This is a genomic window from Embleya sp. NPDC005575, from assembly GCF_040605455.1.
Lineage (GTDB): Bacteria > Actinomycetota > Actinomycetes > Streptomycetales > Streptomycetaceae > Embleya.
Map to the genome: position 1 here is coordinate 1 of NZ_JBEXCV010000039.1, position 19,143 is coordinate 19,143.

16 protein-coding genes and 2 pseudogenes are annotated in these 19,143 nt (G+C 68.9%); 12 read left to right on the forward strand and 6 right to left on the reverse strand.

Annotated elements, in window-relative coordinates; genetic code table 11:
• A partial coding sequence (locus tag ABZS54_RS15845; RefSeq protein ID WP_355535163.1) for a condensation domain-containing protein occupies positions 1-646 on the reverse strand: 646 nt, incomplete at its 3' end.
• Positions 647-912: 266 nt separating this feature from the next.
• Here ABZS54_RS15845 and ABZS54_RS15850 point away from each other — a divergent pair.
• The 7 genes from ABZS54_RS15850 to ABZS54_RS15880 all read left to right on the forward strand — a co-directional run bounded on the left by ABZS54_RS15850 (position 913) and on the right by ABZS54_RS15880 (position 9,085).
• Complete coding sequence (locus ABZS54_RS15850; RefSeq protein ID WP_355535166.1) at positions 913-1,407, forward strand: cobalamin B12-binding domain-containing protein; 495 nt, start codon at positions 913-915, stop codon at positions 1,405-1,407.
• Positions 1,394-2,680, forward strand: a complete 1,287-nt coding sequence (locus ABZS54_RS15855) for a methylaspartate mutase (RefSeq protein WP_355535169.1) — start codon at positions 1,394-1,396, stop codon at positions 2,678-2,680. Before ABZS54_RS15850 ends, ABZS54_RS15855 begins: the two co-directional genes overlap by 14 nt.
• Before the next feature lie 76 nt (positions 2,681-2,756).
• Entirely contained in the window at positions 2,757-3,773 is a 1,017-nt protein-coding gene (locus ABZS54_RS15860) for an asparagine synthetase A (RefSeq protein ID WP_355535172.1), read from the forward strand.
• Positions 3,770-5,026, forward strand: coding sequence for a glutamate synthase-related protein (locus ABZS54_RS15865; RefSeq protein WP_355535175.1), 1,257 nt, complete (start codon positions 3,770-3,772; stop codon positions 5,024-5,026). The genes ABZS54_RS15860 and ABZS54_RS15865 overlap by 4 nt, the downstream gene beginning before the upstream one ends.
• 67 nt (positions 5,027-5,093) lie before the next feature.
• Positions 5,094-6,041, forward strand: coding sequence for a 2,3-diaminopropionate biosynthesis protein SbnA (sbnA, locus tag ABZS54_RS15870; protein ID WP_355535178.1), 948 nt, complete (start codon positions 5,094-5,096; stop codon positions 6,039-6,041).
• Between the two features lie 159 nt (positions 6,042-6,200).
• Complete coding sequence (sbnB, locus tag ABZS54_RS15875) at positions 6,201-7,205, forward strand: 2,3-diaminopropionate biosynthesis protein SbnB (protein ID WP_355535181.1); 1,005 nt, start codon at positions 6,201-6,203, stop codon at positions 7,203-7,205.
• A gap of 332 nt (positions 7,206-7,537) precedes the next feature.
• Positions 7,538-9,085 (forward strand): MFS transporter, encoded by a 1,548-nt coding sequence (locus ABZS54_RS15880; RefSeq protein WP_355535184.1) that lies wholly within the window; start codon positions 7,538-7,540, stop codon positions 9,083-9,085.
• 338 nt (positions 9,086-9,423) lie between these two features.
• Here the strand turns inward: ABZS54_RS15880 and ABZS54_RS15885 are convergent.
• Positions 9,424-9,582: pseudogene (locus tag ABZS54_RS15885) on the reverse strand (ISKra4 family transposase); the annotation flags it as partial.
• A gap of 217 nt (positions 9,583-9,799) precedes the next feature.
• Here ABZS54_RS15885 and ABZS54_RS15890 point away from each other — a divergent pair.
• On the forward strand, positions 9,800-12,268 hold the full coding sequence (locus tag ABZS54_RS15890; RefSeq protein ID WP_355535187.1) for an arylsulfotransferase family protein: 2,469 nt from the start codon (positions 9,800-9,802) through the stop codon (positions 12,266-12,268).
• A 60-nt stretch (positions 12,269-12,328) separates the two neighbouring features.
• A pseudogene (locus ABZS54_RS15895) lies at positions 12,329-12,945 on the forward strand (leucine zipper domain-containing protein); the annotation flags it as partial.
• Here ABZS54_RS15895 and ABZS54_RS15900 read toward each other — a convergent pair.
• Both ABZS54_RS15900 and ABZS54_RS15905 read right to left on the reverse strand, forming a co-directional pair.
• Positions 12,918-13,184: a hypothetical protein gene (locus tag ABZS54_RS15900; RefSeq protein WP_355535303.1), complete on the reverse strand. Its 267-nt coding sequence runs from the start codon at positions 13,182-13,184 to the stop codon at positions 12,918-12,920. The pseudogene ABZS54_RS15895 and the gene ABZS54_RS15900 sit on opposite strands and share 28 nt — an antisense overlap.
• Before the next feature lie 130 nt (positions 13,185-13,314).
• On the reverse strand, positions 13,315-13,605 hold the full coding sequence (locus ABZS54_RS15905; RefSeq protein WP_355535190.1) for a hypothetical protein: 291 nt from the start codon (positions 13,603-13,605) through the stop codon (positions 13,315-13,317).
• 329 nt (positions 13,606-13,934) lie between these two features.
• On the opposite strand from ABZS54_RS15905, the gene ABZS54_RS15910 reads away from it, so the two are divergent.
• The 3 genes from ABZS54_RS15910 (at position 13,935) to ABZS54_RS15920 (ending at position 17,432) form a co-directional block, all read left to right on the forward strand.
• Complete coding sequence (locus tag ABZS54_RS15910; RefSeq protein ID WP_355535193.1) at positions 13,935-15,041, forward strand: hypothetical protein; 1,107 nt, start codon at positions 13,935-13,937, stop codon at positions 15,039-15,041.
• A 294-nt stretch (positions 15,042-15,335) separates the two neighbouring features.
• Entirely contained in the window at positions 15,336-16,850 is a 1,515-nt protein-coding gene (locus ABZS54_RS15915) for an ISL3 family transposase (RefSeq protein ID WP_355535294.1), read from the forward strand.
• A 60-nt stretch (positions 16,851-16,910) separates the two neighbouring features.
• Positions 16,911-17,432 (forward strand): hypothetical protein, encoded by a 522-nt coding sequence (locus ABZS54_RS15920; RefSeq protein ID WP_355535196.1) that lies wholly within the window; start codon positions 16,911-16,913, stop codon positions 17,430-17,432.
• Positions 17,433-17,758: 326 nt separating this feature from the next.
• Here ABZS54_RS15920 and ABZS54_RS15925 read toward each other — a convergent pair whose 3' ends face one another.
• Together ABZS54_RS15925 and ABZS54_RS15930 are read right to left on the reverse strand one after the other, a co-directional pair.
• The gene (locus ABZS54_RS15925; RefSeq protein WP_355535199.1) at positions 17,759-18,229 is read right to left on the reverse strand and encodes a hypothetical protein; all 471 of its coding nucleotides are present in this window, start codon (positions 18,227-18,229) and stop codon (positions 17,759-17,761) included.
• A gap of 406 nt (positions 18,230-18,635) precedes the next feature.
• On the reverse strand, positions 18,636-18,959 hold the full coding sequence (locus ABZS54_RS15930; RefSeq protein ID WP_355535202.1) for a hypothetical protein: 324 nt from the start codon (positions 18,957-18,959) through the stop codon (positions 18,636-18,638).
• Positions 18,960-19,143 lie beyond the last annotated feature (184 nt).

The following is a 19,143-nucleotide window of genomic DNA, read 5'->3' on the forward strand; positions in this document are numbered from 1 at the left end:
CCGCCAACCGCTCCACCGTGGCCCGCTCGAACAGGTCCGTACGAAACTCCACCGCGCCCCGCAGACCACCACCCGACAACTCCACAACCGTCAGCCGTAGGTCCGTTCCGTCGCCGTCCGCCGGCCGGTTGTGGAGCGCGGTCGGCGCGGCCTCGTGGCCCGCTGCCGGCATGGCGAACATCGGCGTGCGGGACAACTCGCAGGCGGCGTCGAACTCCTCGACGAGGCGCGCGAACGGCAGGCCGCCGTGCTCGTCGGCAGCCGCCGCGGTGCGCACGACCCGGTCGAGCAACTCGGTGAAGGTCGGATCGTCGGACAGGTCGGTGCGGATGATCAAGGTGTCCGAACTCCCGCCTGTCGCAGGGAAGTCGGCTTCGGCGGCGGGAGTGCCGACAGCGATGTCGTCCTGGCCGCTGTATCGGGACAGCAGCACCTGGAGGACCGACAGCAGCGCCGTGGACAGGCGCGCGTCGCGGCCGGCCGCGAGCTTCGCCAGTCGGCCGTGCACGTCGGCGGGGATCGCGAAGGTGATCGCGTCGCGGTCGGCCGCACCCTCTGTCGTGGGCCGGCGCCGGTCGGTCGGCAGCTCCAGCGGTTCCAGACCGGCCAGCGTCTGCTGCCAGTAATACAACTGGTGATCGGTCACCGTTCACTCCCAATATCGTCGGCGCATTCGGAGATATCCGCGATATGGAAGCTAGGGCGACCCCGTCGGCGACCGCAGTGGTCGGAAGTGCCGCACCGGCAGGTGGTCAGAAGTACCCAGTTTTCCCGGTGCGTCCTGCCGGAGACGATAAGCCCGTCACCTGTGGACAACCAGGTCACCCGGCACGGTGGAAGACCATTCACGATTTCCGGCCCCGATCGTCTCCGATCGCGGCCTCGCTCACGACGTGGAAAGGCAGGTCGGTTGTGGCACTGCGTCGGCAGTCCCCGAGCAGCGAATTATCCCGAGCCCGCAATATCGTGCTCAGTACGATCCCGTCCGATTCGCACACCTGGAATCTGCTGTTTCTCCAGTTGTTCCTGGAGGAGCACGGTTGTGTGGTCACCAATCTCGGCGCCTGCGTGCCGCTGGAGACCCTGGTGGCGGAATCGGTGCAGAGTCGGCCCGATTTGATCGTGATCAGCACCGTCAACGGACACGGCCTGCACGAGGGGCTCGAACTGGCCCGGGCGGTGCGGGCCACGGCGGAACTGCGCGGGGTTCCGCTGGTCATCGGCGGCAAGATCGACACGTCCGGATCGCATACCGCGGCGGATTTTCGCCCGCTGCTCGACGCGGGCTTCGACGCGGTGCTCGTCGGCGAGACGGCCGTACCGGATCTGCTGTCCTGGCTGGATCGTATTCCGGTCGAGGAATCGGTCGGATCGCTCGAGACGGCATACGCCGATGCGACCTTCTGAATCCGACCGAGGCGGCGCATTTCACGACTTCCTGGCCGCTGCCCGTCGTTCGCGCACTCTGGTCGTACAACCCCGGATGGGATTCGGCGACCCTGTCCGGATGCGGGAGGGCCTGATCGCCACCAAGGGGGCGGCGGCCACCACGGTCGGCACCCTGACCCTGGACAGTTTCACCCGGGTCGGCGATTTCGGCTCGGTCGAGCGGGCCCTGAGCGAGGGTCGGTGCCTCAACGGCTACCCGATCGTCAACCTCGGCGCGCACACCACGAGGGCAATGCTCGACGGCGTCTGCGGGCGGGATTTCCCGCTCCAGGTCCGGCACGGCTCACCGCTGCCGGGGCGCATCTTCGACGCGCTGATCGACGCCGGCATCGACGCCACCGAGGGCGGCCCGATCTCGTACTGCCTGCCGTACAGCCGCACACCCGTGCAGAAGTCCGTGCAGGCGTGGCGGGAGGCCTGCGTCAAGCTCGCCGCGTTGCGCGAGCTTGGTGTCGAGCCGCACCTGGAGAGCTTCGGCGGGTGCATGCTGGGCCAGTTGTGTCCACCGTCGCTGCTGATCGCGATCGCCGTGCTGGAAGGCATGTTCTTCCGGCAACACGGCCTGCACAGCATCTCGTTGAGCTACGCCCAGCAGACCAGTGCGGAACAGGACCGCGAGGCCGTGCTGGCCCTGCACGAGATCGCCGGCGAGCTGCTGTCGGACACCGCCTGGCACGTGGTGATCTACGCGTACATGGGCCTGTATCCGAGCACCGTGCCCGGCGCGCTGGGGCTGGTCGAGGACGCGGCGCGGTTGGCGGTCCGGACCGGGTCCACCCGGCTGATCGTCAAGACCGCGGCGGAGGCGGAGCGGATCCCCTCGATCGCGGAGAACGTGACCGCACTCGAAGTGGCCGCCGAGGCGGCCCGCGGCACCGACGGGAATCCGCCGGCACCGCCGTGTACGGGCATCAAGGCCGAGGCCCGCGCGCTGATCGACGCGGTCCTGGACCTGAACGCGGACCTCGGCAAGGCGCTGGTAAGGGCGTTCGCCCAAGGCTACCTGGACGTGCCGTACTGCCTGCATCCGGACAACGCCGGCCGCACCCGGAGCGTGATCTCCGATCGCGGTCACCTGGAGTGGTCCCGAACCGGCTCGCTGCCGATCGGCCACCTCACGCCCACCCATCGGGCCGCGCAGCCGACCTCGGCCGGTCTGTTGCACGCACTGAGCTACGTGAAATCCCGCTACGACGACGCCGAGCTCGTCGTGCCGGGCCGACCCGGTTGATTCGAGGGAGGTCGATTTCCGTCCGTAGAACGGCAGTTCACCAATCCCACGCGCGTTTCCCGAGTAAGGACCGGACATGGCCATGCGTATCGATCAAGCCCTCGTCGTAACCGCCGCCGACACCCTCCCCTCACCCAGGGTGCACCTGGGCAACCCGCGTACCGGCGCGACGCTGCGAATCCAGCAGACGCTCATCGCCGGTGCTCGCGAATTCCTGCGCGCCGGCGGGGCGGTGGAGATGTCGCACCCCATCATCGGACCGGTGACCGACCCCGGTTCGCGCGGCGCGAAGCAGGCGGACATCGACTACTACGGGCACCAATACAAGCTGATGACCAGCGCCATCCTGTACAAGCAGGCGTCGTTGCTGGCCTTCGACCGGATCTTCCTGGTCGCGCCCAACGTGCGGCTGGAGCCGATCGAGACGAGCTCCACGCACCGACACCTCACCGAGTTCCGGCAGATCGACGTCGAGGTCGCGGGGGCCAATCGGGATGATGCGATGGCTCTGGCCGAAGGGGTGGTCCGGCACGCGGTGACCAAGGTGCTCGTCGAGTGCGCCGCGGACCTCGCGATCCTGGACCGCGACCCGGCGGTGCTGGAGGCGTTCATTCGGGAGCCGTTCGCCCGGGTTCCGCACGGCGAGGTGGTACGGCGGTTGCGCAGTGGCGGATACCCGCAGGCGCCGGGCACCGAGATCGAGTGGGAGGCCGAGGAGCTGATCTCCCGGGACGCGTCCGCGCCGTTCTTCATCGCGGGCTACCCCAAGGGATCCCGGGGCTTCTACGACAAGGAGAGCACGGCGGAGCCGGGCACGCTGCTCAACTTCGACCTGATCGCGCCCGAATCCTGCGGCGAGTTGTGCAGCGGCAGCGAGCGGGAGTTCGAGTACGCCAAGATCATCACCCGGATGCGCGAGACGGGCGAGAACCCGTCGAAGTACGCGTGGTACCTCGACGTGGTGCGCAACGGCATCCCCGCCAGCGCCGGGTTCGGTATCGGCGTCGAACGGCTCACCCGCTGGGTCGCCGGACTGGACTCGGTGTGGCAGGCGACCGCGTTCCCGAAGCTCGCCGGGGTCGTGTCGCCATGACCTGTCTCGACGCCCCCGGATTCCCCGAGGCCGCCGTGCGACACCGCGCCCGCGAGGGCGTGGCGGCCGTCTTCCCGCCATCGGCCGCCTACGGCACCACCGTATTCGGCGCCGAGCCGACCGGCCGGGGCGGGTTGCCCGGCGACGACATCGACGCGTTGCGGCTGGCCCCGCCGGTGTTCATGCCGGGCCGGCTCGCCACGCTGATCGAGTTGGGCCGCGAGCCGCTGTATTCCGACGTTCGCCTGGACGCGGACTTCGGCGGCCTGCGCTCACCGCTGCCGGTCTACGTCTCGGCGCTCGGCTCCACCCGGGTGGCCAGTACCAGCCTGGCGATCAGTCGCCAGGCGGGTCGGATCGGCATGCCGATGATCATCGGCGAGAACGTCGCACCGATGAACGGCTTCCGCTCCACCGGCGACGAGCACCGCAAGGGCCTGCTGGAGCGGATCCACGCCTACCTGGAGGAACTGCCGGACGGGGTCGGTGGGATCTGCGTGCAGCAGAGCACCGAGGACGCCAACTCCGAGGTGTGGAACCACGTGTACAGCGATCCGGCGGTCGGCGAACTGCTCGCCACCGGCCGCCTGGTGTTCGAGCTCAAGGTCGGTCAGGGAGCCAAACCCGGACTCGGCGGACTGACCATGATCAGCGAGGACGCGGTCGCCGGGCTGGACGAGCAGTACGCGATCGAGCGGCTGAACTCCGGGGGTGCGGTGCTGCGTTGCTCGTGCCCGGGGACGTTCACCGAGGAGATCTTCCGACAGCAGATCCATCTGATGCGGAACAACTATCCGCGCGCTCGCTGCTGGGTCAAGCTCTTCCCGGGCCGCGACGTCGGCGCGGCCGCCTCGGTCGCCTGGCGAGCCGGCGCGGACGCGGTCACCGTGGACGGCGCGGAGGGCGGGACCGGCTGGGCGCCGACGTCCTTCCTCGACCACGTCGGCCTGCCGCTCGCCGAATGCCTGCGCCGGGTGCGCCCGGACGAAGGCACGTTGCTGACCAGCGGCCGGGTGTGGGACGGGCCGCGCGCGGTGAAGCTGCTGGCGCTCGGCGCCTCGGCGGTGGGATTGGGGCGGGCCGCGCTGATCGCGGTCGACGAGGACCCCGAGCGCGGACTCGAACGGCTCGCCCATGCCCTGGCGTTCGAGATGCGCCTGCTGATCAGCGCACTGGGCAAGTACGGCACGGACGAACTCGGCGGCGAGGACCTGTGGGCGCCGGCCGATCGAGCGCCGCTCGGGGGCGGGTGATGGCGATGCCATGCCCGGCCGCGCGGCCATTGGGTATCACTCATCGATCGTGGGCGGAGGCCTCATCGTGATCTATGACAACGCCTATGACGTCGTGACCGACGACATCTTCATCCGGCTCCCGGAACTGGCCCGCAACGCGGACGTGTTCCTCAAGATCGAGGGCCTGAATCCGGCCGGCTCGGTCAAGCTGAAGACGGCGCTGAGCCTGATCGAGGACGCCGAATGGCACGGCGGGCTCAAGCGCGGGGCCAGGATCATCGAGTCCTCGTCCGGGAACCTGGGCATCGCGCTCAGCTCGATCTGCGCCACGAAGGGCTATCCCTTCACGTGTGTCGTGGACCCGAACACCTCGACCACCAGCACCGATCACATGCGGGCCCTGGGCTGCGAGGTCGTGGTGGTGGACAACCTGGACGCCAACGGCGGCTACCTGCAATCGCGGATCGCCTACATCCGCGAGCGCATCGCCGCCGATCCGGGCATGGTGTGGCTCAACCAGTACGCCAACCCGGCCAACCCGCGGGCGCACTACGTGCAGACCGGGCGCAGCCTGCTCAAGGAACTCCAGCAGATCGACTACCTGTTCGTCGGGACCGGGTCCACCGGGACGTTCGTCGGGTGCGCCGAATACCTGCGCGAGTACTCGCCGGAGACCCGGATCGTCGCGGTGGACGCGCTGGGCTCGGTGATCTTCGGCACGCAGCCCGGGTCCCGGTGCATCCCGGGCCTGGGCGCGAGTCGCCGACCGGAGTTGTGCCGGCCGGAACTGGCCGACGAGGTGGTGTTCGTCGCCGAGCGGGACGCGATCCGCGAGTGCCGCCGGCTGGCCCGCACCCAGGGCCTGCTGGTCGGCGGTTCCACCGGATCGATACTCGCCGCCATCCGACAGTACGCCGGACCCTTTCCGCCGGGGAGTCGGGTCGCGGCGATCTCCCCGGACCTGGGCGAGCGCTACCTCCGGACGATCTACAACGACCTCTGGGTGAGCGAGCGGTTCCGTGATCCGGTGTAGCGCGGGAGTTCGCCCGCCGCCCGCTTCCACCGGAACCGAGGCCCGTGCCGTATGCGAAGCCCGTGTCGGAGTCGAGGCCCGAACCGCAGTCCGTGCCGTCGCCGGTGTCCGCACCGGCGGCCGCACCGGCGTCCGTACCAGCGACAAAGGTGGTCCCGCATGTCTTTCCACGTGATCGATGCAACGGTCGCGCAGGAGGTGATCGCCGCGTCGCCGGCGACGATCCTGGAACTCGTCCGCGACACCTATCTCCAGCACAGCGCGGGCGCGACGGTCAACCCCAACAGCTACTTCCTGCGCTTCCCGGAACAGCCGACCTGCCGAATCATCGCGCTGCCCGCCCACCTGGGCGGTGAGCAGCCGGTGTCCGGGCTGAAGTGGATCGCCAGCTACCCGCCCAACGTCGCCCGGAACCTGCCCCGCGCGTCCGCCGTGCTCATCCTCAACGACGCCGAGACCGGATATCCCTTCGCGTGTCTGGAGGCCTCCGGGATCAGCGCCGCCCGGACCGCGGCCTCCGCGGCGCTGGCGGTGGAGACGCTCGCGCCGAGCGACCGCCCGCGCACCGTACTGTTCGTCGGCGCCGGGGTGATCGGCCGGACCGTGTCGGACTTCCTCGCGGCCCGCGACCTGGCCGTGGCCGAGTGCCTGGTCCACGACCACGTGGACGCCTACGCGCAGACCTTCGCCGGGTATCTGCGGGCCACTCACGACTGGTCGGCGCAGGCGGTGACCGACATCGATTCCGCGCTGGCCACCGCGGACCTGGTGGTGCTCGCCACCACCGCGCCCGCCCCCTGGCTCGGCGATGCGCAGACGCTGCGCCCGGATCAGCTCATCCTCAACCTGTCGCTGCGCGACGTGCATCCCACCGTGATGATCAAGTGCCACAACGTGCTCGACGACTTGGACCACTGTCTGACCGCGCAGACGTCCCCGCATCTGACCGAAATCGAGTACGGCACTCGCGACTTCATCGACGGCACGCTGGCCGACGTGCTGCTCGGCCGAGTACGCGTGTATCCGGACCGGCCGATCGTCTTCTCGCCGTTCGGCCTGGGTGTGCTCGACCTCGCGGTGGGCCGGCACATCTACCGGGTGGCCCGGGAGCAGGGGCGGGCCACCGAGATCCCGGCCTTCCTGCCCGAACCGACCCGCTGGTGAACCGGACCCGCCGGCGAACCGGAGCGATCGGTGAACCGGAGCGTTCCGTGAAGCGGACGCACCGGTGAAACGGAGTAACCGACGAACCTGACCCACCGGTGAACGCGCCCGACGCCCCGTCGCAGCCCGAGCGGCGACCCGACCGGTACCACCCGACGCGGCGACCACCCGCCGGGTGGTGCCGGCGCGGGTCCGGGCATACGGTCGAACGAGTGGGCGAAACCACCGCCCGCCCGGGCGGCGCACCGCACCTCCCGCCGGACGGCGCCGCACCGACGCGGCCCTCGGCAGAGCGCAGCCCCGTAGGGCTCGCAGGACCCGCAGGATCCATCATGGCGACACCGTACGCGTCACACTCGCAGACCGCCGCGGCATCCCATCGAAGCGGCGGTAGTGGCGCCGCGCTCGCGGTGATCGCCTCGTGTCAGTTGATGGTGGTCCTGGACATCACCATCGTGAACATCGCCCTGCCGCACATCCAGCGCTCGTTGGCGTTCTCCACGACCAGCCTGTCCTGGGTGCTCAACGCGTACACGCTCACCTTCGGCGGCCTGTTGCTGCTCGGTGGGCGGGCCGGCGACATCCTGGGCCGGCGGCGGGTGTTCATCTTCGGCGTACTGTTGTTCGCCTTCGCCTCGTTGCTCGGCGGACTCGCGCAGAGCGCCCCGCAACTGCTGGCCGCCCGGGCGCTCCAGGGGGTCGGCGGCGCGATCGCCTCGCCCACCGCGCTCGCGCTGATCACGACCACGTTCGCCGAGGGCCCGGCCCGCAACCGGGCCTTCGGCGTGTTCGCGGCGGTCTCCGCCGGCGGTGGTGCGATCGGACTGCTGGCCGGCGGGATCCTGGTCGAGTGGTTGGACTGGCGGTGGGTGTTCTTCGTCAACGTGCCGATCGGCGTGTTCATCGCCTTGGCCACGCCGCGTTACATCCGCGAGTCCGAGCGACATCCGGGCCACTTCGACCTGCTCGGCGCGCTCACCTCCACACTCGGCGTCAGCGCGCTCGTCTACGGCTTCATCCGCGCCGCACAGGAGGGCTGGCGGGACGGCGTGACCCTGGCCGCGTTCGGGATGGCCGTGCTGCTGCTCGCGACCTTCCTCGTGGTCGAGCGCAACTCCCGGCAGCCGATCACCCCCCTGGCGATGTTCGCCGACCGCAACCGGGCGGGCACGTACGGCATGATGTTGTGCCTGGCCGCGGCGATCTTCGGGATGTTCTTCTTCCTGACCTTGTTCGTGCAGGACATCCTGGGCTTCAGCCCACTGCGGGCCGGTCTCGCGTTCCTGCCGATCAGCGCGGTGATCGCGGTGGGTGCGGGGGTCACCTCCCAACTGCTGCCGCGCTTCGGGCCCAAGCCGTTCATGGTCGGCGGCGCACTGTTGGCGGCGGCCGGACTCGCCTGGCTCACCCGTACCGACATCCACAGCACCTACCTGGGGAGCATCCTCGGGCCGACGCTGGTGTTCGGTGTGGGTATGGGCATGCAGTTCGTGTCACTGACGCTGATGGCGGTGTCCGGGGTCGCGCCCCGGGACACCGGCGCGGCGTCCGGCCTGCTCAACGCCATGCAGCAGGTGGGCGGATCGCTCGGGCTGTCCATCCTGGTCACGGTCTTCGGCACGGCCAACCGCAACGAGGCCAAGGATCAGGTGCCCGACTTCCTTGCCCAGGCGAGCCCGGCCGAGCGGGCGAACTTCGAGCGCACGGGCATGCTGCCCGCGCCGTGGAGTGACCAGGTGCTGACCACGGGCATCTCCGCCGCGTTCGTGGTGGCCGCGATCTTCGCGGTGATCGCGGCGGTGGTCGCCCTGTTCGTCATCCAGGTACGTGCCTCGGACCTGGAACGGCTGCGCGGCGGAGCGCCCGGGCCGAGCGGTTGAGCGGCGGGGCACTCCGAACGATGGCTGAGCGACGGAGCGCCCGGGCCGATCGGCGGAGCGGGTCGCCACACGCACCTGGACACGATGACTCCCACCAGGCGTACGCACCCGGCTCCGGGCCGGCCGCCGGACCGATCGAGGCCGTTGGGGTGGCCGGCCCGTCCGGCGCGATCTGGAGGAGATCGGGCGACGGGATGCCTACAGCGCCTTCCGGCCTGGTCGGCGAACGCCCCTAGCCGGCGGCCCGAGGGTGTCGCTACGAGCCGGACGATCCCCGGGTGGTTCCGCTGGTCAGCGCCCGGGTAGAGGCGTTGGTGTTCACGGGCCGCGTGGCGGATCCAGTAGTTCTCGAAGTCGCCGTTCGTGATCAGAGCGCGGAGCGGGAGGACGGCTTCGGCGCCGTCGAGTCCCCAGCGGGCGCCGGTCGTGTCGAGGCGGTCGGCGATCAGGCGGCGGCAGGCGTCGTCGACGGCGCAGGTGGCGATCGGCCGGCCGGATAGCCCCGCGGGACCCACCAAACAGGCGAGATCTATTCTTGCCCCCTGATGTCAGTGATTCTCAACAGGGGGACGCTTGCGAACAGTTCCACGCCGTTCCATAGGGCTCTTGGCGACATGCGCCGCGGTGATATCCGGTGGGGTCTTCGTCGCCACTCCGTCCGGGGCCGCGGCCCCGAACTGCTCACTTGGCTCGGGTCCTTGGCTCAGTCCCGAGGTGACTGTGGCTCCGGCGGCGACCGCGGCACCCGGCGTCCTCATCGGCTCGGTCGCATCCGCGGACGGCTCGACCGCGGTATACAACGTTTCCGGCGACGACGGCCGACTCCTGTACACCCGCAACCTCTGGTCCACGAGATCGGGCGTCGTCGCCTTTCAGTACCAGGGCCACCCGGCATTCGCCCAACGCGACGGGTACGTGTGGCAGGTCAAGACCGCCGACGATTCCGTCATCCGTGAGATCCCCGACGAGAACTACGCCGAGGGCGTCGAGCACAACCTCACGCCGTCCGCCGACGGGACGCGGGTTCTCCTCTCGACCTCCGAGGAAGTCAAAACCGACCTCAGGCCCTTCGGCGGCACGGCCAACGCCGTGGTGCAGGAAGGCGTCGTCCAGGAATACGACCTCGCCACCGGGGCGAAGCTGTTCGAGTGGAAGAGCCTGGGCGCGTCCGGTGTGCCGCTCGGGGACACCCGGATCAATCTCGCGCAGTCCGGGGATTATCTTCACCTGAATGCCGCGTCGTACGATTCTGACGGCAATGTTCTTGTTTCCGCGACCAACACCGGCGCGGTCTACAAGTTGAACAAGTCGACGGGCGCCATCGCGTGGACCCTCGGCGGCGAGCACAACCAGTTCACGGTGTCCGGTGACACGACCGGACTCGCCCGCCCGCAGGATGTCCGCCGCCAGGCGGACGGTCGGCTGAGTGTCTTCGACGACCACGCCGCGCCCGCCGGCGCCCGCGCCGTCACGTACACACTGGACGAGCAGGCAAAAACCGCTTCGCTCGCGCAGCAGTTCGTACCGACGTCGCCTCTGTCCGACGCGGGAACCGGCGGCAGCCAGCCGCTCCCGAACGGCAACCACCTTGTCACGTTCGGCGCCCAGCACCTCGTCCGCGAGTACACGCCGGACGGATCCGTCGCCTTCGAGGCCCGGTACCGGGACAACGCGGTGCCGTACCGCGTGCAGCGAGGCACCTGGACTCGGGCCAAGGGGCCCGACAGCGTGGTGCGTACCCCGTGCTGGTCGGTCACCGAGGGCGGCTCCGTCAGCACCGCGGCCTCGTTCAGCACCATGGCCTCGGCCGACGGTGTGACCGGTGTGACCGCCTGGGAGGTCTGGGCCGGCGCGACCGCGCAGGGCGCGCTGCACAAGGTGTCCAGTCACCCCGTCACCGGCTACTACTCGCCCGTCGAAGCCGCGCTCAACTGGTCGGAAGCGTGGATTCAGCTCCGCGCGGTCGGTGCCGATGGGCAGGCTCTCGTGACGGCGGCCCCGGTCGGCCGCGGGCTCATCTCCGAGAAGTACGCCGCCATCGGCGGCCCCGGCTCGTGGCTCGGCAACCCGGTCGACGCCGCGTACACCGACGCCAAGGGCCGACCGGCACGGGGCTACGAGCACGGCTTCATCGTGGACGGCGGGGTCACCCTCGGCGGCGTACGCCAGGTCGCGGCGATCTCCAAGCAGGTCATGGCGGTCTACCTGGGGTCCACGTCGACCCTCCCCGGCGGCAGCGTGGGCGTCCCCATGGGCGACACCACGCCGCTCCCCGGCGGTGGTGACTCCACCGAGTTCCTCCAGGGCTGGGTCGTCGGCGCGGAGGGCCAGGGCTGGCACGCCATCGACAAGCGCCTGTACGCGGAGTGGACGAAGAACCGCCGGCTCGGGTTCCCCACCGCCAACCAGGACTACACCTGCGGGAACTGGTACGACTACCAGTTCCTTCCCGCATGGCGGGTGCGCTTCGCGGGGGCGGAACTCCTCGGTTACTCGGGAACGGGGGACTACAACCGCGTCTACACGGTCCAGGGCTCGATCCTCGGTACTTGGCAGCGCCTGGGCGATCGATGCGGCCCCCTGGGTCTGCCGGAGTCGAACGAGACCGCCACAGCCGACGGCGTCGGTCGCTACAGCGCCTTCCAGTACGGCGTCGTGTACTGGTCTCCGAACACGGGGGCATTCCAGGTAGGCGGCAACATCCTCACGCGGTGGACCCAACTCGGCCAGGAGCACGGCTTCCTGGGCTATCCCACAACGGATGAGAGCTATGCGGTCGGCGGCCGCTTCAACCACTTCCAGGGCGGCTCGATCTACTGGAGCCAGTCCACCGGTTCGAACGAAGTGCACGGCAGCATCCGGCAGAAGTGGGCCGACTACGGCTGGGAGAGGAGCTTCCTCGGCTTCCCCGTGACGGATGAGCTCGCCACTCCCGACGGCGCCGGACGCTACAACCACTTCCAGGGCGGCTCGATCTACTGGGCGCCGTGGACCGGTACGCACGAGGTCCACGGCAAGATCCGCACCACCTGGGAGAACCAGGGCTGGGAACGCGGCCGCCTCGGATATCCCACGAGCGACGAGTTCACCCCGCGCGCGGGGCAGCGGCAGAGCAACTTCGAGGGCGGATACATCCTCTGGACTGCCTCGACCGGGCAGACCCAGGTCTTCTACACCCGCTAGTCATACTGATCACGAGCGGTGTCGACGCTCGTCTGGTCTTGATCATGACGAAGACCTCCGATGTGGTGGAGCTGTCTGGGACTGCCCCATCGGAGGTCTTCATGTCCCACCGTAAACGCCCGGCTGACCGTGTTTGGACGCCGGATCCTGGTCGAACGGGTCGCGTCGGCCGTCCGGTTGCGCACGTCGCCGCCGAGATGGGCGTCTCGCGTACGACCGCACCAGTGGGTGCGCCGCCGGCGCACCCACTGGCGAACCCGGCCTGCTCGACCGCTCCTCACGACCGCGCACGACACCGCACCGGACCGCAGCCGCGGTGGAAGCGGCGGTGTGCCGGCTCCGGGCCGAGCGCAAGCTCGGCCCGGCCCGCATCGGCCCGATCCTGGGCTTGCCCGCCTCGACCGTGCACCGGATCCTGGTCCGGCACGGCCTGCACCGCCCGGCGTGGATGGATCGGCCCACGGGCCGGGTGATCCGCCGCTACGAACACCCCGCTCCGCGACCTGGTGCACGTCGACGTCAAGAAGCTCGGCCGGATCCCCGACGGCGGCGGCCACAAGGCCCTCGGCCGGGAAGGATCCCGCCGGACGAAGACCGGCGTCGGCTTTGACTACGTGCACTCCGCCGTCGACGACCACACCCGCCTCGCCTACAGCGAGATCCACCCGGACGAGAGGGTCGCCACCTGCGCCGGGTCCCTCACCCGCGCCGCCGCGTCCACCGCACGTTCGACCGGATCACCACCGTCCTGGACCCGGCTCGCCGTGACCGACGCCGCCGACTGCTCGCGGCCGAAGCCGACCGCGTCGCCGCGGCATGGGAGTCGCCCGCGAACGCGATCGCCCTGCTGGACGACCTGGCCGAACTCGGCCTGCCCACAGGAGTCTGCGCGGCCGACCGCGCCTACACCGGCCAACGCCCCAGAAGTTCCGGACCCCAGTCCGCCGCCGGGGACGAGTCGAAGATTCGTCCGGTTTCCCGTGAGCCGAATGATTGTTTCCCACAGGGCGCGGCGTCAAGGATCGACCGCGCCCCTGTGTGCGTGACTACGAGCTCGGCTCGGGCTCGACGAGGGAGGCGATCGTGGATATCACCTCGTTGAGCGTCGTGACCGTGGTCGTGGGGAGGTCGTCGAGTTCCCCACGGTCGAGCGCGACCGCGTAGATCGTTTCCAGCGTTCCGGCCAGTGGATGCAGGTCGTCACGTACCGGTCCCGGGTCCAGGGATTGCACGGTGTACTCGATGTCGTCGACGAGCCGACGGAGGGAGGTCTTCCCCTCGCGGAACTCGGCCACGCTCTCCCGGATGTAACCCAATCGAGCCTGATGTGTTGCCACCTTGCCGTTCTCCGTTCGCATGACCGTCCGGGCGTCTCGGCCCGAATATGCTCACGATACGTCGCTGAACCAGCCGCTTCCGCAGGCTGATCGCGACATGGCCGAGCCCTGAACATGCCGTCTCCCCAGGCGTATACGGCAGTTTGGCTTTGTTCACGAGAACAAGCAGCGGATGTTCGCCACTTCGGGAGGCACCTGGCACATCGAGGGCTCGAACGGTGACGCTACACACCGTGGCGGTGCACGGTCCCGCGCGACGAATGAAAAACATGTTGGCCGGTCCACCGCGGAGTTGCGATGATGCCCCCTGTTTCTCTGGCGGAGGACATTTGTTCGTCTTCGTGTGTGCCGGGTGTGGCGCCGGGCTGACCATCCCGCTGTCCCAGGTCGCGCTGCCCGTCCACGCCCATCAGAAGTACGGGAACGGGATTCAGCTCCCGGTGCTCATGGAGTCGGGCACGTTCGCCGTGGAACGGGAGCCCTGGGGGCCGCCGTGGCGGATGTGGGAGGACATCGATCCGGACGAGGCAGCGGCCCGCGGCATCCACGCTCCGGTCCACGCCTTGTCCGCCGCCGCACCCGGCACCGTCGTCATCGCGCCCGGGGATTCCCGCGGCACCGTGCTCATCCCGGAGAAAGGCGGCGGCTACTGCTGTGGCCTCGACTGGGGTGACGGCCCCAACATGGCCTGCGAGGCGTGCGGCCTGCCCGTGGCGAACCGGATCGACGACTGCTCACTCTGGCAGGCGGTCTGGCTCGCGCCGGACGCCGTGCACCGCCTCGCCGTCGGCAACGCCGACACCGCACCGCTCTCCTGGGCCGAACTTTTGGTGGAGGGGAAAGGCACACCCCCGATCGAGCCGATCACCCGATGGGGCTCGCTGCTCGGCCTGGACCACTGGTGGTCGTGGAGCCCGCAGTGGGAGGCGGCAGCGGGACGGGCGCTGGCCCACCTGTTGGCAGCCTCGGACGGCCGACCGGTGACTGTCCCGCACGGCCTGATCGCGGAGGTGTTCCAACGTGCCCTCGACGCCTTGCTGCCCGCGGCCCGGCCGGCGCTGCGCGCCGTCCTGGCCGGACCGGGGCTGCCCGCCCCCGACACGGACGCCGAAGTAATCCTCGTGCCGACCCACCCGCAGACGGGGCAACCCTGGAGCCCGGCCCGCCCGTGCGCATCGGCATACCCGGTTCCGCTGCCGTTCGGGGTGTGGATGTGGATGGCCTTCCCCGAGCCACACCTCCACCTCCCCGCGTCGGGAACCATGCCCGACGGTGTTCTCCGCGACGACCCGCCCGCGCCGCGCCCCCATCACCCGTTCCGGGCCGACCCGGGAACCTTCCGGCACACGCTGGTCCGGTTGCCGGCCGTCCGCAGCCCGTGGCTTCGCGAGATCCTCGAAAACCTCACACACCACATGCGCGCCGGTCTCTTCTAACCGACCGACGCGGGGCGCCGGGTACTCACTCTCCGGAACCGCCGAAATCGAACAACACCAGGCAGTGGTGCCTCCCGAAGTAGGGTTCTGGCCCAAGTTTTGTGGACGGCACACACTGAGTCACGACCGTGGGTCGTCTGGGCCGTGGGGAAGTTGCCCGAAATTGGCCTGTGGTCGGGTTGGTATGGCTGACAGTTCGGTGTCGTGGATGAGATCTTGCTTCGACCTGCGGAGCTGCTGTTTCCGTCGATCGTGAACGTCGCGGTGTTGTCGATCGACGCGGACAACGAGGCCGTGCGAGTCGAGGCCCGGTGCACGACGGCCGGTGCCTCCTGTCCCGCATGCGGAACCTGGTCGAACCGTGTTCACGGTTCCTACCTGCGGTTTCCCGCCGATATGCCGTGCGGAGGGCGGCGGTTGGTGCTGCGCCTCCGCGTTCGCCGGTTCGTCTGCCGCGGCGAGTCGTGCGCTCGGAAGACGTTCGTCGAGCAGATACCGATGCTGACCCGGCGCCACGGCCAACGGACTGAGCGCCTGCGTCACACGTTGGCCGAGGTCGGACTCGCGCTCGCCGGGCGGGCCGGCTCCCGTCTGGCTCGCGTCCGGGGGGTTTCGGTGAGCCGCAGCACGATCCTGCGGTTGGTCGAGGCCCTGCCCGAGCCGGTCGTTCCCGCCCCGCGCGTGGTCGGCGTCGACGAGTACGCAACACGCAAAGGCCGGTTCTACGGCACCGTGCTGGTCGAGGTCGAGACGCGCCGGCCGATCGACATGCTTCCCGACCGGGAGGCGGCGAGCCTGGCCGCCTGGCTGACCGAACGGCCGGGGATCGAGGTCGTATGTCGAGACCGCGCCCCGTTCTTCGCCGAGGGCGCCACTGCCGGCGCACCCCAGGCCGTCCAGGTGGCCGATCGATGGCACCTGTGGAACAACCTCGGCCAGGCCACCGAACGAAGCGTCGCGGACCACCGCGGATGCCTTCGTGTCCTGGTCCCGGACGTGCCCCGCACCGGTCCGGAACCCGGGTCGGTCGAAGTCGATCCGTCGGGCTCGCCGTGGCCCACCGGCCACCGGTTCGCCGACCGGACTCGGGCCAACCACGCCAAGGTCCACGCGCTGTTGGCCGCCGGCAACAGCCGCCGCGCGGTCGAGAGACAACTGCGGATGACCAGTCGCACCGTGAAGCGCCTCGCCGACGCGGCCGTTCCGGAAGACCTCTTCCGGGGGCAGTGGCAGGGCCGTCCGTCCGTGCTCGACGCCTACAAGCCCTACCTGGACGACCGCTGGAACCAGGGATGCACCAACGCGTGGAAGCTCTGGGAGGAAATCGTGCCGCTCGGCTACCGAGGCAGCTACCAGCGAGTCCGCGCGTACTTCCGCGCGAAGCGCCTCTCGCCCGATTCGCCGGCCACAACTCCACCCTCTCCTCGCACGGTTGCCGGATGGATCCTCCGCCACCCCGACTCCCTCGACGAGGCCGAACACCTCCGGCTCAAAGCCGTTCTGGCCAACTGCCCGGAAATCAACGCCCTCACCGGCCACGTCCGATCCTTCGCGCGAATGCTCACCGAACGCCGAGGCGAACAACTCCCGGACTGGCTCGACGCAGTCCGCCAAGACGACCTTCCCGCCCTCCACACCCTCGCCGCGGGCATCGACCGTGACCGCGACGCGGTCATCGCCGGCTTGACCCTGCCCTGGAATTCCGGCGTCGTCGAAGGACACGTCAACCGCATCAAGATGCTCAAGCGCCAGATGTTCGGCCGCGCCGGATTCACCCTGCTACGCAAGCGCGTATTGCTCGCCACCTGATCAACGGCCCGGCTCCTGATGGTAGGACTTCGTCCACGGGAAGAAGCGAGGACGGAGGCGATGCACGGCATGGACGCAGTGGTGGCGATCGGTTTGATCCGCATGGCGGCCGCAGACCGAGTTCTGGCGCCTTGGCAGCGTCCCTCGGACGAACGACTTGTCCAATTGGGCCTGGACGCTCTTCTGGCCGACGTCGAGGCCCCCTCGCTTGCGCTCCTGGCCGGGCTCGGGCGCAACGAGTACCACGAAGCGCCCGAGCTGTTCGAGCGCGTGCTGGAGGAACTGGGTCTGCTGCCGCTGATGCCGGAGGATCTTGCCGAGGCGCGATGGATCGTGGCCCTGTGGTGGGCCCGACGGATCCTGGAGCGAGACCTTGATCCGCTATGCGGAGCCAAGCTCATCCGTCTCGAAGTCGCGGCCGAACTCGACTACCCCGACATCCTGCAGCCGATCGTCGATCTGGCGATGATGATCGAGCCACTCGACGATCAGGCCCAGAATCAAGGGAACGTCCGGGGCGATGTCATCGCTGCAGCACAGGCCTTTCTCAACGCAGAAACCCACCGGAGAGACAGCGCATGAGCTGTCTCGATCGTTACCGAACGTGATTGCTCCACAGAACCTGAGGCAGAACCCGAAGTAGTGAACATCTGCTGTCCGTTCTCGTGGACAAAGCCACCAAAAGCCGAAATTCCGCCCGACCTCAACGGTCGAAACGGGATCTCGTCAATTCATCTCAGGCCATCTCAAGAACGGCCCCTCTGTGGGGCGTTCACGAGTTGGGTGTGACCTGGAACGAGTGGCCGCATGCGCGTTCGATTTCCCGCGCGGCGAATGATCGTTTCCCGTCGAGTCAACGAAGGCCTGTCGTGTCGCAGCTGCTTGCCGACCGAACCCTCCGGGCTGCTTCATGCCTCACTCGCATCGCCCTCGCGGAGAGTCGATGTCGATCGGGAGTATCGCGCTCGGACTGCTTCCACGATGTCGTGCTCGTTGGCTGCTCCGGGTTGTGCGGCCACCGTCCAAGACGTGCTGTCGAATGCCTCGAGCACCACCAGGCAGTGGGAGAAGTCGTCGACGTCGAGTTCGGCGGCAACGAGTTGCTCAGCCGACCGCACCGCGACGACGAGAAGGAAGTGATTCGACTCGAGGCTCGTGGCGAATGTCTTCAGTTCGGGCCAGTGCAGGACGAAGCCCGTCGGGCTCGCGTGGACCATTTCCTCGAATGCGTCGATGCTCATACCGTTGGGCATGATTCCCGTTCCGTCGCATTCCAGGATGCTCCAGACCCAGTCGTTGTCCGGGATCGAGGGCAAGAGGTCCGCCAGGCGGACGTAGTTGCCCGGGCCTTGCATTCGAAATGTCGTCGAGTCCATCACCGAAAAACCGTTCCGCTCGTACCGACTGGCTCTTGCGCTCACTCGCCCCGGGCTCGTGACTACACCCGGTCTGCCCTGGGCGGCGCTTCGCGACTGCCGTGCGGATGCGCCGCCGTGCCGGTGCAAAGCCGGTCCGGGTCGGATCCGATTGTCGGTCGTGATGGCAGATCCCCAATGCGTAAGGCACACCTCGGTCGCGTGACCATCTTCCCGCCCCACGATCGTGCCGATGCTCCGGGTACCGCAGCGTGTCCCAGCGAACGGCGTTGACCGGCGCACGGATTCGGGAGCGCCCGCGCGATTGCGTGACCCGGGTGTTTGAGGCCCGATGCCCGGGCCTCCGCCGCGACTGGTTTGCGGGCGGGCCGACTGCATGTCCGGCGAACCGGGAAAGTGGTGGTTGTGGCTAATCCGGCCGTCGGGCAGCGGGACCCAGATCGCGGCCGTCGAGGACTTCGATGTGGGTGATGGTCGTCGTGGTGGGATCCAGGCTCAGCCAGATCACGACCTCTCCGTCACGTTCCAGCTGAGCCATGAAGGAGCAAGACGAACCCACCGGTGCAGTCAGCAGGTTGGTACACGTCGGCGAGCACGTACATGGTCCGAAATACCGCAGGTCGCCGACTACGTCGGCCAGGGCGTCATCGCCATCGGCGAGCAACAGCTCGACGATCTCGGCGGCGAGCTTCGGGAAGACGTCTACCACCCTCGGATACTGAACTGCCGTCATGGCAAAGAACCGTACAGGTGGTGCGTCTTCCCGATCCGAGGCCAAGAGGCAAGCCGAGGGGGTCGGTTGGCTTGGGGCCCGAGTTGGTGTGATCCGCAGCGAAGTATCGAACGTGCACGCGAATTCCCGTGGTAGAGGTGATCGTTCCCGCGAACGTGCTGAGGGAGTGCCAGGGGTCGACGGG

Bases quoted from the DNA above. Each gene is read 5' to 3' on its own strand.
- ABZS54_RS15860 (WP_355535172.1), top strand. From the start codon at position 2,757: ATGGCCATGCGTATCGATCAAGCCCTCGTCGTAACCGCCGCCGACACC.
- ABZS54_RS15880 (WP_355535184.1), top strand. From the start codon at position 7,538: ATGGCGACACCGTACGCGTCACACTCGCAGACCGCCGCGGCATCCCAT.
- ABZS54_RS15930 (WP_355535202.1), bottom strand. From the start codon at position 18,959: ATGACGGCAGTTCAGTATCCGAGGGTGGTAGACGTCTTCCCGAAGCTC.
- ABZS54_RS15865 (WP_355535175.1), top strand. From the start codon at position 3,770: ATGACCTGTCTCGACGCCCCCGGATTCCCCGAGGCCGCCGTGCGACAC.
- ABZS54_RS15855 (WP_355535169.1), top strand. From the start codon at position 1,394: ATGCGACCTTCTGAATCCGACCGAGGCGGCGCATTTCACGACTTCCTG.
- sbnB (WP_355535181.1), top strand. From the start codon at position 6,201: ATGTCTTTCCACGTGATCGATGCAACGGTCGCGCAGGAGGTGATCGCC.
- ABZS54_RS15920 (WP_355535196.1), top strand. From the start codon at position 16,911: ATGCACGGCATGGACGCAGTGGTGGCGATCGGTTTGATCCGCATGGCG.